Genomic DNA, 15626 nt, shown 5'->3' with positions numbered 1-15626 from the left:
CATGCAGGGAATACTATACCCAATTCAGGCCAGAACGGATCTCGGACCTGCAGGATCAGGCCTGCACACGGCCAGCGACCGCAGCATCGTCCAGCTGGGCCTGAGTCAGGGTCGAGACCAGCCGGCCATCGAAGTAGATATCCAGCAGCTCGCCGCGCTTTTCACCGCGCATCAGGCTGCTGCGACCATCCAGGTAGTGCACCTCCATCTGGGCGGTACGTTCATCCGGATAGCTCATCTCGACCTCGCGCACCCCTTGCGGCAACATGGCCAAAGGCACCTTGTTGAGAGCCGGGTCCAGATGCTGGTTGACCTTGATCAGGGCATCGAGCTTCTGATCCACCAGCGCAGGTGACTTGCCGGTGATGGGGTTCTTGCCCGACCAGAACTCTATGGTATTGAACACGAACAAGTCCGCCGTCGCCGCCAGACCATAGACGGGGGAGAGCAACAGGAAGACCCCGGCCCGACCGTAACGGTTGTCCACCACGCTGAGATTGCCCTTGGTCACCATGGAGGAGAGCCCCATCTGCCCCATGCAACCACTCAACCCCATGCTCGCAAGCATGCCCGCCAACAGGGCCAAGGCCCTGCTTTTTGCTCTTGTTGCCATTACGTTTTCTTGCTCCAGAATCGTGAGGCGGCAAGCCTAAACAGGCCGCCCCCGGCGGGCAATTGACAAGCAGGGGGTGATACAGCAGGGGTTCAGATTGGTGAGCTGACCGCTCGGATTGTGCACAGCCGCCAGGACGGCAGCCGTGCTCGGGGAGGAAAAATGACTCAGGCGCCGATGGCCAGACCCGAAACAGTCTGGGTCACGTTGGTCGCCCCCTGCTCTATCTGTACCATCACGCTGCTCACCTCGACGATCTGTTCCTTGCCACGCAGGGCACTCACGGCGACTTCGTTGATGTTGTTGGTGATCTGCGCCGTCAGTTCACGGTTTTTCTGTACCACGCTGTCAATCTCGCTGGTAGAGAGGGAGGTTCGGGCGGCCAGTTGCCGCACCTCATCCGCCACCACGGCAAAGCCACGGCCCTGATCCCCGGCCCGCGCCGCCTCTATGGCCGCATTGAGCGCCAACAGGTTGGTCTGCTCGGCGATGCTGCTGATGGTGGAGACGATGGCCTCGATACTCTTGGATTGCTCGTTGAGCAGCCCGATCAGATCGGACATCCGGCCCACCTGCTCCGAGATGGCCGTGGAGATGCTGACCGAGGAGTTGAGCAGGGTCGCCCCGGTTGCCGCCGCCCTGGTCGTCTCCTGCGATATGCTGTGGGCGATGCGGGCCGCCTCGCTCACCGCCTGTGCGCGCTGGATCCGCTCGGTCACATCGCTGGCAAACTTGATCACCTTGATCACCTTGCCGGCCTCGTTTTTGATGGGGTTGTAGCTCGCCTCCAGCCAGATCTCGTTGCCATGGCTGGTGCGACGCAGGAACAACCCGGACTTGACCTGTCCCTTGGCCAGATCCTCCCAGAAGTGCGGCTGCTCCCGATAGAAGCTCTCATCGCAGAAGATCCTGTGATGCTGGCCCTTGAGCTGCGACAAGGAGTAACCCATGCAGGAGAGAAAGTTCTGGTTGGCGCTGACAATCTCCCCCTTGGGGGTGAACTCTATGATGGCCTGGGAGCGATCGAGGGCGGTCGAGGTGGCCTCCTGGCTCAGCAACTGCTCATGGCTGTGGGTGATGTCGGAGGCAATCTTGATCACCCGCACCACACGCCCCCCCTGCTTGACCGGGAAGTAGGTGGCATCCAGCCACAGGGTGTGGCCCTGCTTGTTCAGCCGCCGGAACACGCCACTGTGGCTGCGCCCTTGACGCAACTGCTCCCAGAACTGCTGGTAAGCGCTCGACTGGGCATACAGGCCGTCACAAAATATCCGGTGCGGCTGGCCCACGACCTCCTGTTCGCTGTAGCCAACCACCCCCAGAAACAGCGGATTGGCATCCAGGATCTGCCCCTCTGGGCTGAAGGTGATCACCGCCACCCCGCCCTTGACCGCATCGATAAAGGTCTGTGCCTGCGTCAATTGCTCCTGACAAGCCAGCAGTTCGGCTTTGAGTTTAAGATTGAACATCTTGTCTATACCTCGTCATCAGGGAAAGCTCCCCCGCCTGAATTGATCTTAGTCAAGGTTTCTAGCTTCTCGGCGCTCAGATAGCAACGGGGAAGGGGTGGCCGACCACTCCAAATAGGCCGGATTGGCCACAAAACCGACCCGTTCATACAGAGGGCGCCCCTCATCGCTGGCATGCAGCCACACCTTGCCCAGTCGTTCGGCGCTGGCATGGGCCACCATGGCATCGAGCAGGGCGCTGGCCATGCCCTGCTTGCGGTAGGCCGGCAGCGTATACATGTTGAGCAGATAGGCCTCCCGCCCCGACAGGTTGCCGGGATAGGGCGGCCGCACGAACAGAGCCAGCGTGCCGCTCGCCACCACCTCATCCCCGACCTCGGCCACCCAGGAGCGCGCGCTGCCATCGGCCTGCGCCGTGCTGAAATAGGCGCGGGTCGCCTGCCAGAGATCCAGATCGGCCAGCGGATCGCTCAGCTCGCCCACCTCGCAAAACAGCTCCATGCGCAGACTCACCAATGCGGGAATATCAGCCTGCGTTGCCTGACGAATGATCATCTGCACCTCCTGGTGTCATCACGGCTCCAAACATGACAAGGCGCGCCTTGTGGAGGGAGCAGTGTGTGCAGATATGTCCCCCTTGGCAAGGCGACCGGACTCCCGTACCCGGGGATGCCGACTCCCACGTGCCAGCCACATCCAGCCCGCGGCGGGCGATCAAAAAAGCCCCGCCAGAGGACGGGGCCAAGCAGCCTGACAGCCAGGGCAAACCGGGCGAGACATGACCTGGTCACCCACCAGGCCGGTTGCTGCAATCTCTTGATAACAATAAAAAAGACAGCCGAAGCTGTCTTTTTTGTCTGAAGCCGAGCTTAGTAGAAGATCCGCTCACCACGTTCGCTCATCTTGAGCCACACCGGCTTGGTGCTGGTCTTGCTCCAGATGCGGTGCAGATAGCTGTAGAAACGGGCGCGATCACTGCGAAACAGCATCACGGGGAAGGCCAGAATACCCACCAGCAGCACATAGATGCGACGAAGAATTATCTGAGTCAGGGAATAGGGATGAAACATGATAGCACTCCTTACTGGTAAGACCACTGAGCAAAGATTACTCCACAATTTGTAGGATTACTACACCAACAACCTCGTTTTTTCGCAAAAAAGTTCGTCAAAAGCCACAAAATGAAATTAGGTTACATCCATTAACTTACAAGCAACAAAATCTGGCAAAGCGGCGCCGTTTGACCAGATTTAATGAGTTGGCAGTCAACATGGAGTCTGTGCGATGAAACCCGCAGAAGTGGCGATCATAGGAGTGTTGGGTCTGTTGCTCTGGTCGGAGTGGCAGGATTGGCGGCTCAATCAAAACGACAGCATAGAGCTGGCCTACAAGGGGGCTCCGACCATCAGCCTGTGGCAATGCGGCCAGTTGAAACAGAAGATGATGGATCTGACCGAGCATTCGGCCGAGGTGCAGTTTCAATTCCGGGGACAGGATCTGGTGGAGGTCAATCGCTATCTGGAACGGGAGTGGCAACAACAGGGCTGCGAACCCTTGCTGACGCAGCAGGGATATTGAGAAAACCTGAATAACGGGAAACAGAAACACACACATGAATGTGTGGGAGCTTGGTGCAGGGATAATGCTGAACAGAAAGATGATGGAGGCACGTTCCGGAGTCGAACCGGACTAAACGGATTTGCAATCCGCTGCATAACCGCTTTGCTAACGCGCCATGCTGACAAGGCTGATTGCCTTGAAAGTGATACCCATAGTTGGTGCTATGAGAAATTGGAGCGGGAAACGAGACTCGAACTCGCGACCCCGACCTTGGCAAGGTCGTGCTCTACCAACTGAGCTATTCCCGCCAGACTGCCGTGTGCCAGTTACCTGACAACGAGGCGCATTATACGTACCCCAAGCGCGGGCACAACCCTTTTTTCGCACTTTTAGCCCTTGCCCGTGCTGTTTGCTCAGGGTTTAGACGGCTTGGCCAAAAAAACCACATCAGGCTGTGACCCCACAGGCGAATTTAAGATAAAGTCATTGAAATGATTAGTCTTTAGTCAGAGACTTGTGGCGCTTAGTAACTGGATTCTCAATTGAAAATCACACGATGAAATGGATCTTTAAGCCTCGTGGGCTCAGGCCGCAGCTAATGCTGGCTTTTTTCATGCTGGCCATGGTGCCCTTCCTGGTCGTCACCCTGTTCTTCCTCTACAGCCACGGCAAAGATCTTACCACCCAGACCTCCAATCATCTGGTGTCGGTGCGCAACATCAAGAAGAGCCAGCTGGAGGATTACTTCGGCAACCTCAAAGAACAGATCATCAACTTCTCCCAGCAGGATTTTGCCGGCAACAGTATCGGCCGCTTCTATGGCTTCACCGGTGCCTTCGAAAAACTCGGCGTCACGCCACAGGAGGCCCGCGCTCGCGCCCAGGCCCGCTATGTGCCCGGCTCCTGGGATCAGTTGCAAAAACCCGACGACAAGGCCGACATCGAGCCCTCCATCAGCGCGCTGATCCTGGCGGACGAGATGTATGGCCGGGTGCACCAGCGCTTTCATCGCGGCTATGCCGACATGGTGCGCAAATCCAACTACAGCGACATCTTCCTCATCGATCTCAACGGAGACGTTGTCTACTCGGTCACCAAGCGTCCCAACTTCGCCACCAACCTGCTCTCGGGCCCCTATCAGGCGAGCGGCCTTGGCAGCACCTTCGCCAAGATAAAACGGCGCCTCGACGGCGGCCAGAAGCCGCAGCAGATCTTCGAATTCACCGACTTTGGCCGCAACGAGCTGACCGGCCAGGTGGTCGCCTACATGGCCGCCCCCGTGATGCAGTACGACTATGTGCGCGGCGTGGTGATCTTCGAGCTGCTGCCGGACAAGCTCAACCAAATCATGGCGGAGCGGGAAGGCCTCGGCGAGACCGGCGAGACCATCCTCATAGGCCCGGACAAGCGGATGCGCGCCAATGCCTGGCTGGCGCCGGAATTCAGCGTGGAGAACAGTTTCAGCCCCAATTTCAGGCCCCTGCAGACCCCGCTGGTGGTCAAGACCCTCTCGGGTGAGCAGGGAGTCGGGCTGTTTCGCTCCTATCACGATGACGAGGTGCTGGCCGCCTACACCCAGGTGAAGGTGTTCGACACCGAGTGGGCCTTCATCGCCGAGATCTCCACCAGCGAGGCCTACCGCCCCATCCGTCAGCTGGAGACCCTGGTGATCCTGCTGGGGGCCGGCTCCCTGCTGCTGCTGATCCTGTTCTCGCGCTGGCTCTCCCACTCCATCACGGCCCCGCTGCGCTCCCTCACCGCCGCCGCCGAGCAGGTGGCCGACGGTGCGCTGGATCACCCCATCACAATCCCCCGCACCGACGATGACATAGACAGGCTGGCCCAGGCGTTTCGCCACATGCAGCGCTCGGTGAAGGACAAGATAGAGCTCATCGAACGCCAGACCCAGGAGCTGCAGCAGCAGGTCAAGCTGACCCACAAGCAGAACCTCAGCCTGCAGCAGGCGGACAAGCTCAAGGATGAGCTGTTGGCCAACACCTCCCACGAGCTGCGCACCCCCATCCACGGCATCAAGGGGATGGCCGAATCCATGCTCGCCAGCCAGCAGGATCTCACCGAGGGGCAGCAGAAGCAGCTCGGCCTCATCATCAAGAGTGCTGACGGCCTGGCCCGGCTGGTGGACGATCTGCTCGACTACCACCAGATGCGCTACGGCCAGCTGGAGATACATCCCCAGCCCGTCGCCTCCAAGGGAGTCATACGGCTGGTGCTGGATCTCTGCCAGCACCTGGTGCAGGCCAAGCCCCTCACCCTGGTGGACATAAGCCCGGCGGAGCTGCCGCCGGTGCTGGCCGACGAACAGCGGCTCGAACAGGTGCTCTACAACCTGGTGGGTAACGCCATCAAGTACACGCCGCAGGGCAAGGTGGTGCTGAGCGCCCTGGTGGAGGGCAATTTCCTGCGCATCAGGGTGACCGACACCGGCATCGGCATAGCCCCGGACCATCTGGAGCACATCTTCGAGCCGCTGGTGCAGATGAGCCCGGAAGTGAGCAAGCAGGGGGCCGGCCTCGGCCTCTCCATCACCCGCCAGCTGGTGCACCTGATGGGGGGTGAGCTGTTCGTGGAGAGCGAGCCGAGCGTCGGCTCCACCTTCGCCTTCACCCTGCCGCTCGCCAGCGGCAAGGCGGGCAGCCTGACGCTGGACAGCCGCCAGATCGAGCACCAGCTGGTGCGCCAGCAGCCGCTCATCCTGCCGGACTGGGAGAGCGATGACCTCCCCCCTCCCCCCGAGGATGCGCCACTCATATTGGTGGTGGATGACGAGCCCATCAACCTGCACATACTGCGCCACCTGCTGCAGCCCTGCGGCTACCGCATACTGCCCAGCAGCGACGGCCACGATGCGCTGGCCAAGCTGGCCCAGGAGCCAGTGGACCTCATATTGCTGGATGTCATGATGCCGACCCTGTCGGGATTTGACGTCTGCCGCCGCCTGCGCCAGCAGCATCCCAAGGATCAGCTGCCGGTGCTGCTGCTCACAGCCCTCAACCAGCCCAAGGATATAGAAGAGGGTTTCAACGCCGGCGCCAACGACTATCTGGTGAAACCCTTCTGCAAGGAGGAGCTGTTTGCCCGGGTCAGGGCACTGCTGGAAGCCCGGGCTGGCCGCGCCTCTCTGGTGGAGAACCGGTTGCTGAAACAGGAGATAGAGCACCGCCTCACCCTGCAGGAGCGGCTGCATCAGGATCAGGAACGGCTGCTGGCCCTGCTTGGCGAAGGGGCCGATCCCATGGTCTTCATCGACGAGCAGGGCACAGTGCTGTTTGCCTCCCGGGTGCTGGCCCGCTTGCTGGGCCAGGAGCCGGAAGCCATGGAGGGTCAGCCGCTGGACGACTGGCTGGCCAGCCCGCTGGCCACCCAGTGGCCCGATCTGAAGGCCCGCCAGGAGCAGCGTCTGGAATTCCTGGTGGCCGGGCTGAAGGACGAGCTCAATGCCCGTGCCCTGCCCATCAGCCTGGGGGGACAGGCCGCCTTCGCCCTCACCCTCAGCACTGAACCGCGCCAGGACGAGAACCGGGTGATGGCGCTGGAGAATGCCCTCAAGAGCCTGTCGCGCCAGGCCATCATAGAGGACGGTCAGCTGCTGGGTGAGCTGAGCCGGTTGGGGGGAGAGTTCCGATCGCTCGCCGACGATCTCATCCGTCAGCAGGATGACGAGCCGCTGCGCCGGGCCCTGGTGGATACCATGCGCCTCACCCTGGATGCCTGGCAGCAGAGCACGGGCAAGGGCAAGATAGTGCTGGCGGAGAAGAGCAAGCTGTGGCGGGTCTACATGGACAGATCCAGCCCCCAGACCCGCACCCTCGACAAATACCTGAGCCTGGACACCCTGCCCAAGGCGCCGCGCTGGAAGACGGTGGTGGCCACCGCCGAGTACGTGCTCACCCACGGCCCCCTGAGCGATCCCCAGCGCCAGCAGTTGCACCACAGCGCCCAGACCCTGCGTCAACTCGCCAACCGCAAACCCTGACATGACCCGCCCCGATCTGCGCCCTGGCTCACACTTGCCGGGGCGGTTTTTTTTTGTGCAGAATTAAGCAGGCAAAAGGCGTCAAAACGAGAGCCGATCCAATTCACACAATTGTCATGACGAGCGTATGGATGGGGACTTATTACGCCAAAGCAAATAACATAACTTAATGATTTAAAATGAGTTAAAAGTCATTTTGACGAAATTGACGTAAGGGCCGTGATTTTTACGATATCGACGAACGGAACAGTTGTTGTTTTCCTGTTAACTCTGCTTTGCTAGGGACGTTGGATGACACAACTACAAGGGTGAAAAACCTGACCAACATTGAGGGCCGACCTCCACAGCATGCGATGTCGGTGCTCAAATCCGAACAAGGAATATAAATAAGAAAGGACATAATATGCTTGCCAAAGTATCCAAAATCTCTACTGCTGTACTGCTGGGAACCATGATGCTGGCCGGGGCTGCCGGCACTGCCATGGCTGCCGACAACAAGACTGTGCTGACTCTGGTCGCCCAACAGGAGACCGCCTGGGTCAAGAACTTCAACCCCTTCCTGCAAGCGGGCCTGCTGCACACCACACGTCACTTCATCTATGAACCTCTGGTGATCTTCAACGATATGCAAGGGGGCAAACCCGTCTATCGTCTGGCCACCAACTACGCCTTCAGCGATGACCTGAAATCCGTCACCTTCGATCTGCGTGACGGGGTCAAGTGGTCTGACGGTCAGCCCTTCACCGCCGATGACATCCTCTTCTCCTTCAATCTGGTCAAGGCCAACAAGGCGCTGGACGAGCGCTCTATCTGGACCCAGATCAAGAGCGTCGAGAAGCTGGCCCCCAACAAGGTCAAGTTCGAGCTGACCGACGTCAACACCAACGTGGTGAATGACCTGGTACTGGTGCCCATAGTCCCCGAGCACCAGTGGAAATCCGTGAAGGATCCGGTTGCCTTCACCAACGACAAGCCGGTCGGCACAGGTCCCTTCACCGAGGTGGACAACTTCTCCGCCCAGCTCTACACCCAGTGCCGCAACCCGCACTACTGGGACAACGCCAACCTCTCCATCGACTGCCTGCGCATGCCGCAGATGGCCACCAACGATCAGGTGCTGGCCGCCGTGATGAAGGGTGATGTGGACTGGTTCGGCTCCTTCGTGCCGGACATAGAGCGCCTCTACGTCGGCAACGATCCGAAGAACAACAAGTACTGGTTCCCGGCCTCAGGTACAGTGGCATTCAACGTCAACTTCCAGACCAAGAATCCCGGCAACCACGAAGCCTTCAACGACATCAACTTCCGCCGCGCCTTCTCCATGGCGATGGACCGTCAGTCCATGGTGGACATCGCCGGCTACGGCTACCCGACCGTCAACGAATACCCGTCAGGTCTGGGCAAGGCGTTCGCCTCCTGGGACAACCCGGAAGTCGAGAAGAAATACGGCAAGTTCAACAAGTTCGACCTGGAAGGGGCCAAGGCCCTGCTGAAACAGGCCGGCTACAAGGACTGTGACGGCGACAAGTTCCTCGACACCCCGACCTGCCAGAAGATCACCTTCAAGGTGCTGGTACCGAACGGCTGGACCGACTGGGTCAACACAGCCCAGATCGGGGTCGAAGGCTTGCAGGCCCTGGGTCTGAACGCCAAGACCGCCACCCCGGAAGCCACCGTCTGGACCGAGAACCTGATCACAGGTGACTTCGACGTTGCCCTGCAGGGATACTTCGCCGGTGCCAACCCGCACAAGTACTTCGAGACCGCCTTCCACTCCCGCAACATGGGTGAGCGTGGCAACCGCTTTGCGGCGCCCCGCTACAAGGATCCGGCACTGGACAAGCTGATCGATGACTTCACCCAGACCGCCGATGCCGCCAAGCAGAAGGCCATCATGTTCGAGATCCAGGACAGGGTCGGTGCCAACCAGACCATAATCCCTGTGTTCAACAACCCGACCTGGTACGAATACAGCACCAAGCGTTTCCACGGCTGGTTCAGTGCCGACAACCCGGTCGCCAAGCCGCAGGTTCACCCGGATACCCCGGAGCGTCTGCTGCACGTGTTGTCACTCAAGCCAAACAGCTAACCACCCCGGCCCCCTGCGGGGGGCCATTTTCCCCGCCATGTCTTCCATCCCTCTGATTGTTCGGGGTTGGGGGAGCTTTGCCCGGCGCGGGGCAGGCTTGCAGTAAAAGGGTTTACCATGGGATTTATACTGAGACGTTTCTCCTTCTATCTGGTCGCCTTCCTGGTGGCCGCCACCATCAACTTCCTGCTACCCAGAGCCATGCCGGGGGATCCTGTCTCCGTCATGTTTGCCCGGGCTGGCGCCATGATGGAACCCGCCGCACTGGAGGCCCTCAAGGCGACCTTCGGCTTTGTGGACGGCCCCATCAGCACCCAATTTCTCACCTATGTGAAGAGCGTCTTCACCTGGGATCTCGGCACCTCGGTGCGCTACTACCCCCAACCGGTCGCTGACGTGCTCGGTCGCGCCATCGGCTGGACCCTGTTCCTGGTGGGCACCTCCACCATCCTCAGCTTCTCCATCGGCTCCATCGTCGGCATCTTCGCCGCCTGGCACCGGGGGGGACGCATGGACAGCATCCTCTCCCCGCTCACCCTGGTGATGCAGGCCATTCCGCCCGTGGTCATCTCCCTGCTCGCCCTCTTTCTGTTCGGGGTCAGTCTGGAGTGGCTGCCCATCGGCTATGCCTACAGCCCGGAGATCACCGCCGATTTCGGCTGGGAACACATCAAGAGCATCATGCTGCACGCCGTCATGCCGGTGCTGACGCTGGCCATGGTGCAGGTGGGGGGCTTCCTCATCACAATGCGCAACAACATGATCAACCTGCTGGGGGAGGACTACATCACCATGGCCAAGGCCAAGGGGCTCTCCAGCAACCGGGTCATCTTCAACTACGGTGCCCGCAACGCCATACTGCCGAGCGTCACAGCGCTCTCCATGGCGCTCGGTTTCGTCATCGGCGGCTCTCTCATCACCGAGGTGATCTTCAACTATCCCGGCCTGGGTCTGACCCTCTATCAGGGCATCCTGGCCCGCGACTACTCGCTCATCCAGGGGCAGCTGCTCATCATGACCATCACCATGCTCAGCTTCAACTTCCTGGCCGACGTGCTCTACGTCTTCCTGGATCCCCGTCTGCGTACAGGAGGCAAATAAGATGCGCATGCCGACTATCTTGAAAATCCTGCTGGGCAACAAGAAAGCCGCCTTCGGCCTCTTCATCGTGGTCAGCTTCGTGCTGATGGCGCTGCTCGCCCCGCTGCTGGCCAGCAACGAACCGACCAAGCGGGTCTCCCGTCCGCACCAGCCCCCCAGCGCCGAGTACGTGATGGGCACCACCCGCATGGGCCACGACATCTGGTCCCAGTTTGCCAACGGCGCCCGCATCTCCCTGATGGTGGGCTTCGGTGCCGGCATACTGGTGTGCGCCCTCGCCATCACCATCGGCATCACAGCCGGCTACTTTGGCGGCGTGATCGACGAATGCCTCACCTTCCTGATGAACGTGGTGCTGGTGATCCCCAACCTCCCCCTGCTACTGGTGCTCGCGAGCTTTATCGGGGAGGCGTCACCGACGGTGATTGCGCTCATCATAGGCTTTACCTCCTGGGCCTATGGCGCGCGCGTCATCCGGGCCCAGACCCTGGCCCTGCGCGAGAAAGAGTTCGTCATCGCCGCCGAGGTGCTGGGGGAGCCAGCCTGGCGCATCATTCTGGTGGAGATACTGCCCAACCTCATCTCCATCATAGGGGTCAGCTTCATCGGCTCCATCATCTACGCCATCGTCACCGAGGCGACCCTGGAGTTCCTGGGGCTCGGCGATCCGACCGTGGTCAGCTGGGGCATCATGCTCTACAACGCCCAGACCTCCAGCGCCATCCTGGTGGGTGCCTGGTGGGAGATCCTGGCCCCCTGCTTCGCCATCGCCACCCTGGGCGCGGGCCTGGCCCTGCTCAACTTCGCCATCGACGAGATAGCCAACCCTCAGTTGCGATCCCATAAAGGGCTCAACCGCTGGAAAAAACTCGCCGCGCCCGTCTCAGCACCACAGGAGAGGACAGCATGAAGACCCCACCCCTGCTGTCGGTACGCAACCTCTGCGTCGACTACATCACCGAGAGCGGCGACGTGCGCGCCGTCAACTCGGTCAGCTTTGACATAGCCCCCGGCGAGGTATTCGGCCTGGCCGGCGAGTCCGGCTGCGGCAAGTCCACCATCGCCTTCTCGGTGGCCCGGCTGCACAAGCCGCCCGCCTACATCAGTGGCGGCGAGATCCTGTTCAAGGGGGAGAACATACTCCACTACGGCGAAGAGCGGCTGCGATCCTACCGCTGGCAACAGGTATCCGTGGTGTTCCAGTCCGCCATGAACGCGCTCAACCCAGTGCTGCGCATGGAAGAGCAGTTCTGCGACGTGCTGCTGGCCCACAACCCCGGCATGACCCGTTACGAGGCGATCAAGCGCGCCCAGGTGCTACTGGAGATAGTCGACATACACCCGAGCCGGCTGCGGGATTATCCGCACCAGTTCTCCGGCGGCATGCGCCAGCGGCTGGTGATCGCCATCGCCATGGCGCTCAACCCGGAGCTCTTGATCATGGATGAGCCGACCACGGCGCTGGACGTGGTGGTGCAGCGGGAGATATTGCAAAAGGTCTACGCCCTGAAAGAGCAGTTCAACTTCTCCATTCTGTTTATCACCCACGACCTGTCGCTCATGGTCGAGTTCTGCGATCGCATCGGCATCATGTACGCCGGTGAGCTGATCGAGGTGGCGCCTTCCAAGGCGATCCTGACCTCGCCCCTGCACCCCTATACCCGCGGGCTCGGCAACTCCTTCCCGCCCCTGCACGGCCCGAAAACCGTGCTGGAGGGGATCCCCGGCACCCCGCTCAACCTGCTGGAGGTGCCGGTCGGCTGCCGCTTTCAGGCCCGCTGCGGCAAGGTGCACGCGCGCTGCCGCCAGGAGTACACCCGCCTGGTCGAGATCCGGCCGGGACAACAGACCGCCTGCCACCTCCATGAGGCGCAGGATGAGCAACAAGATCCCCTGATCTATCTGGACAAGGCCGCTGGCTGTTAAGGATGTCTGTCATGCAAATCGCCCAAACCGACGCGCCCATCATCGAAGTCCAGCACCTCTACAAGGACTTCCCCGTCAACTCCAATGCCATCAAGAGCGGCAAGATGCGGGCCCTCTCCGACATCACCTTCAACCTGCACCGGGGCCGCGCCCTGGCGGTGGTGGGGGAGTCGGGCTCCGGCAAGAGCACCATCGCCAAGATCATCGCCAAGATGTACAAGCTCTCCAGCGGCCGCATCCTCTATCGCGGCCGGGATCTGGAGGAGTTCAACAAGGGCACGGCCCTGCTCGACTATCGCCAGAGCGTGCAGATGGTGTGGCAAGATCCGTTCGGTTCGCTCAACCCGACCCACACCATCTACCACCACATAGCCCGCCCCCTGCTGCTGCACAGCAAGGTGCTCGACAAGAAAGATCTGCCGGACATGGTCCATGCCCTGCTCGAAAAGGTGGGGCTGACCCCGGCCAAGGCAACGGCGGCCAAGTACCCGCACCAGCTCTCCGGCGGCCAGCGCCAGCGGGTCAACATAGCCCGCAACCTGGCGGTGGAGGCGGAAGTGGTGCTGGCGGATGAGCCCACCTCCATGCTCGACGTCTCCATTCGCATCGGCATCCTCAACCTGATGGAGCAGATGAAGAACGAGCTGGGCGTCTCCATGCTCTACATCACCCACGACATCGCCACCGCCCGCTACGTGGCGGAAGACTTGGCGGTGATGTACGTGGGCCACATGGTGGAGTGGGGCGAGGTGGACGAGATACTGCACCACCCCCAGCACCCCTACACCCAACTGCTTATCTCGGCGGTGCCCGACCCCGAGAAGAGCATCCACGCCGAACTGGAGGGGGGCCGCAAGGGGGAGATACCGCTCTGGACGCCGGAATCCTGCGGCTGCCCCTTTGCCGGGCGCTGCAATCAGGCCATGGCCCGCTGCAAGGATGAGCTGCCCCCCATCACCAGGCTCGCAGACAACCACTTCGTGCGCTGCTACCTCTACGAATGAGGGTGAGCCTTATAGCGGCCGGACAGCACTGTCCGGCCATGCCTCGCTACGGGGCAGCCACAGCCCCGTGATGTGCCTCACCGCCCGTCGGTGAACCACAGGAGTAATACCTTGATGGAACTCTTGATCAATCAGGTAGGCTACGAGTGCGACGGGCAGAAGATTGCCCTGCTGCAGACCACCACCCAGCTGGCTATCAGCGGCCATGTCAGGCTGCTGCGCCAGTGTGATGACCAGATCCTGTTTGAAGCGCCGCTGCAACAAGCCGGCCGGGTCGACGGCTGGCAGGGCCGCGCTTACTGGCGCGCCGATTTCTCCTCTTTCAAGGAGCCCGGTCACTACCGGCTGGAAACTGTCATCCAGGCCGGCACCGACGAGCGCATGGTCAGCTCCGCCCCCTTCGCCATCGGCCACCACCTTTTGGCGAGCCAGTGCCTCTCCGATGTCATTCACTACTTCAAGGGCCAGCGCGCCAGCGGCGCCTTCGATCGGGCCGACCGCACTGCCCCGCTGTTTGGCACCGATCAACGCAAAGACGTACACGGCGGCTGGTTCGATGCCAGCGGCGACATGAGCAAATACCTGAGCCACCTCTCCTACGCCAACTACCTCAACCCCCAGCAGACCCCCATGGTGGTATGGGCCCTGCTCAGGTGTAGGGAACTGCTGGCATCGCGCCGCGACATAGACGGGGTCAACCTCTGCAAGCGGCTCAATGACGAGGCGCTGCACGGGGCGGATTTTCTCTGCCGGATGCAGGATGAGAGCGGCTTCTTCTACATGACGCTGTTCGACAAGTGGAGCAAGGATCCCGAGCAGCGCGAGCTGTGCGCCTACGCCACCCAGCAGGGGCTCAAGTCTGCCGACTGGCAGGCGGGTTTTCGGCAAGGGGGCGGCATGGCCATCGCCGCCCTGGCCCGCGCCGCCCGCGAGAGCGTCAGCGGCGACCTTGATGCGAGTCACTATGCCGAGGCGGCCAGGTGCGGCTACCTGCACCTGCGCGAGCACAACCTCGCCTATCTGGACGACGGGGTCGAGAACATCATAGATGACTACTGTGCCCTGCTGGCTGCGGTCGAGCTGACCAAGACCCTGGGCCATGAGTGGCTAAGCGAGGCGAGGGAGTGGGCCGGCAAGCTTTGCGCCCGCCAGCGCCCGCACCCCGATCTCGGCCACCATTGGTCCGCCAACCAGGATGGCTCGCGTCCCTACTACCACGCCGCCGAGGCGGGACTGCCGGTGCTGGCGCTGCTGGAATACCTAGGCGTAGAGCCGGACAAGGAGCGCAAAGCCCAGGTGCAAACCGTGGTGCAGCAGGCGCTGGCCGCCGAGCTGGCACTGTGCGCCCGGGCAGGCAACCCCTTCGCCCTCGCCCGCCAGTATGTAAAAGGAGTGGATGAAGCGCCTCGCGTGAGCTTCTTCATCCCCCACCACAACGAATCCGGCTACTGGTGGCAGGGGGAGAACGCCAGGCTGGCCTCTCTGGCCGCCATGGCCTTTGCCGCCGCCGAGCAGCTCCCGCCACAATCCGGGCCGCTGCTCGACTTCGGCCAGCGCCAGCTCGACTGGATCCTGGGGCAAAACCCGTTCAACGCCTGCATGCTGGCGGGCCACGGCATCAACAACCCGAGCTACACAGCCGGTTATCCCAATGCCCTCGGCGGCATCTGCAACGGCATCACGGCCGGCTTCGATGACGAAAATGACCTGGCCTTTATCCCTGAAGAGTACAAGGATCGGCTGGATCAGAACTGGCGCTGGGGCGAGCAGTGGATCCCCCACGCCGCCTGGTTCGCCCTGGCCATCAGCTGGCAGAGCGCACAGGGAGGTCGCCATGATTGAGAGCGGCTCGGACATCATTAGCACTGGG

At 61.3% G+C, this 15626-nt stretch carries 12 protein-coding genes and 2 tRNA genes; 8 read left to right on the top strand and 6 right to left on the bottom strand.

All coding sequences use genetic code 11. The features are described from left to right. Nucleotides 1-55 precede the first annotated feature (55 nt). The 4 genes from ACM3N8_RS09210 to ACM3N8_RS09195 form a co-directional block, all read right to left on the bottom strand. Nucleotides 56-613, bottom strand: coding sequence for a DUF3332 domain-containing protein (locus ACM3N8_RS09210; RefSeq protein ID WP_241278452.1), 558 nt, complete (start codon nt 611-613; stop codon nt 56-58). A gap of 167 nt (nt 614-780) precedes the next feature. Further along, nucleotides 781-2082 carry a methyl-accepting chemotaxis protein gene (locus tag ACM3N8_RS09205; RefSeq protein ID WP_043136011.1) on the bottom strand — a complete coding sequence of 434 codons (1302 nt, stop codon included), beginning with the start codon at nt 2080-2082 and terminating at the stop codon, nt 781-783. Nucleotides 2083-2130: 48 nt separating this feature from the next. Next, nucleotides 2131-2637, bottom strand: a complete 507-nt coding sequence (locus ACM3N8_RS09200; RefSeq protein ID WP_290017719.1) for a GNAT family N-acetyltransferase — start codon at nt 2635-2637, stop codon at nt 2131-2133. A gap of 314 nt (nt 2638-2951) precedes the next feature. Beyond that, nucleotides 2952-3152, bottom strand: coding sequence for a YbfA family protein (locus ACM3N8_RS09195; protein ID WP_043136007.1), 201 nt, complete (start codon nt 3150-3152; stop codon nt 2952-2954). Nucleotides 3153-3366: 214 nt separating this feature from the next. On the opposite strand from ACM3N8_RS09195, the gene ACM3N8_RS09190 reads away from it, so the two are divergent. After that, the gene (locus ACM3N8_RS09190; protein WP_043136003.1) at nt 3367-3660 is read left to right on the top strand and encodes a hypothetical protein; all 294 of its coding nucleotides are present in this window, start codon (nt 3367-3369) and stop codon (nt 3658-3660) included. Between the two features lie 83 nt (nt 3661-3743). Here ACM3N8_RS09190 and ACM3N8_RS09185 read toward each other — a convergent pair. Further along, a tRNA-Cys gene (locus ACM3N8_RS09185) sits at nt 3744-3817 on the bottom strand. Nucleotides 3818-3874: 57 nt separating this feature from the next. Next, nucleotides 3875-3950 (bottom strand) — tRNA-Gly (locus tag ACM3N8_RS09180). A 248-nt stretch (nt 3951-4198) separates the two neighbouring features. On the opposite strand from ACM3N8_RS09180, the gene ACM3N8_RS09175 reads away from it, so the two are divergent. The 7 genes from ACM3N8_RS09175 to ACM3N8_RS09145 all read left to right on the top strand — a co-directional run bounded on the left by ACM3N8_RS09175 (nt 4199) and on the right by ACM3N8_RS09145 (nt 15598). Continuing rightward, a complete protein-coding gene (locus ACM3N8_RS09175; RefSeq protein ID WP_290017720.1) occupies nt 4199-7636 on the top strand; it encodes an ATP-binding protein in 3438 nt (1145 codons plus the stop codon). 403 nt (nt 7637-8039) lie between these two features. Then, nucleotides 8040-9725: an ABC transporter substrate-binding protein gene (locus tag ACM3N8_RS09170; protein ID WP_043135998.1), complete on the top strand. Its 1686-nt coding sequence runs from the start codon at nt 8040-8042 to the stop codon at nt 9723-9725. A gap of 117 nt (nt 9726-9842) precedes the next feature. After that, nucleotides 9843-10826, top strand: coding sequence for an ABC transporter permease (locus ACM3N8_RS09165; RefSeq protein WP_416016009.1), 984 nt, complete (start codon nt 9843-9845; stop codon nt 10824-10826). Between the two features lies 1 nt (nt 10827). Next, nucleotides 10828-11736: an ABC transporter permease gene (locus ACM3N8_RS09160; RefSeq protein WP_098983113.1), complete on the top strand. Its 909-nt coding sequence runs from the start codon at nt 10828-10830 to the stop codon at nt 11734-11736. Continuing rightward, nucleotides 11733-12752, top strand: a complete 1020-nt coding sequence (locus ACM3N8_RS09155; RefSeq protein ID WP_043556351.1) for an ABC transporter ATP-binding protein — start codon at nt 11733-11735, stop codon at nt 12750-12752. The genes ACM3N8_RS09160 and ACM3N8_RS09155 overlap by 4 nt, the downstream gene beginning before the upstream one ends. An 11-nt stretch (nt 12753-12763) precedes the next feature. After that, entirely contained in the window at nt 12764-13756 is a 993-nt protein-coding gene (locus tag ACM3N8_RS09150; RefSeq protein WP_098983110.1) for an ABC transporter ATP-binding protein, read from the top strand. A gap of 114 nt (nt 13757-13870) precedes the next feature. Then, nucleotides 13871-15598 (top strand): glycoside hydrolase family 9 protein, encoded by a 1728-nt coding sequence (locus ACM3N8_RS09145; protein WP_416016008.1) that lies wholly within the window; start codon nt 13871-13873, stop codon nt 15596-15598. The last annotated feature ends 28 nt before the right edge of the window (nt 15599-15626 follow it).

The sequence above is a fragment of the Aeromonas sp. A04 genome (assembly GCF_047780465.1).
Lineage (GTDB): Bacteria > Pseudomonadota > Gammaproteobacteria > Enterobacterales > Aeromonadaceae > Aeromonas > Aeromonas bestiarum.
This window is presented reverse-complemented; position numbering and strand designations above follow the sequence as displayed.

Excerpts from the sequence above, each read along its gene's own strand:
- ACM3N8_RS09170 (WP_043135998.1), top strand. The coding sequence starts at position 8,040 with ATGCTTGCCAAAGTATCCAAAATCTCTACTGCTGTACTGCTGGGAACC.
- ACM3N8_RS09195 (WP_043136007.1), bottom strand. The coding sequence starts at position 3,152 with ATGTTTCATCCCTATTCCCTGACTCAGATAATTCTTCGTCGCATCTAT.
- ACM3N8_RS09145 (WP_416016008.1), top strand. The coding sequence starts at position 13,871 with ATGGAACTCTTGATCAATCAGGTAGGCTACGAGTGCGACGGGCAGAAG.
- ACM3N8_RS09155 (WP_043556351.1), top strand. The coding sequence starts at position 11,733 with ATGAAGACCCCACCCCTGCTGTCGGTACGCAACCTCTGCGTCGACTAC.
- ACM3N8_RS09210 (WP_241278452.1), bottom strand. The coding sequence starts at position 613 with ATGGCAACAAGAGCAAAAAGCAGGGCCTTGGCCCTGTTGGCGGGCATG.
- ACM3N8_RS09150 (WP_098983110.1), top strand. The coding sequence starts at position 12,764 with ATGCAAATCGCCCAAACCGACGCGCCCATCATCGAAGTCCAGCACCTC.
- ACM3N8_RS09175 (WP_290017720.1), top strand. The coding sequence starts at position 4,199 with ATGAAATGGATCTTTAAGCCTCGTGGGCTCAGGCCGCAGCTAATGCTG.
- ACM3N8_RS09200 (WP_290017719.1), bottom strand. The coding sequence starts at position 2,637 with ATGATCATTCGTCAGGCAACGCAGGCTGATATTCCCGCATTGGTGAGT.
- ACM3N8_RS09165 (WP_416016009.1), top strand. The coding sequence starts at position 9,843 with ATGGGATTTATACTGAGACGTTTCTCCTTCTATCTGGTCGCCTTCCTG.
- ACM3N8_RS09160 (WP_098983113.1), top strand. The coding sequence starts at position 10,828 with ATGCGCATGCCGACTATCTTGAAAATCCTGCTGGGCAACAAGAAAGCC.
- ACM3N8_RS09190 (WP_043136003.1), top strand. The coding sequence starts at position 3,367 with ATGAAACCCGCAGAAGTGGCGATCATAGGAGTGTTGGGTCTGTTGCTC.
- ACM3N8_RS09205 (WP_043136011.1), bottom strand. The coding sequence starts at position 2,082 with ATGTTCAATCTTAAACTCAAAGCCGAACTGCTGGCTTGTCAGGAGCAA.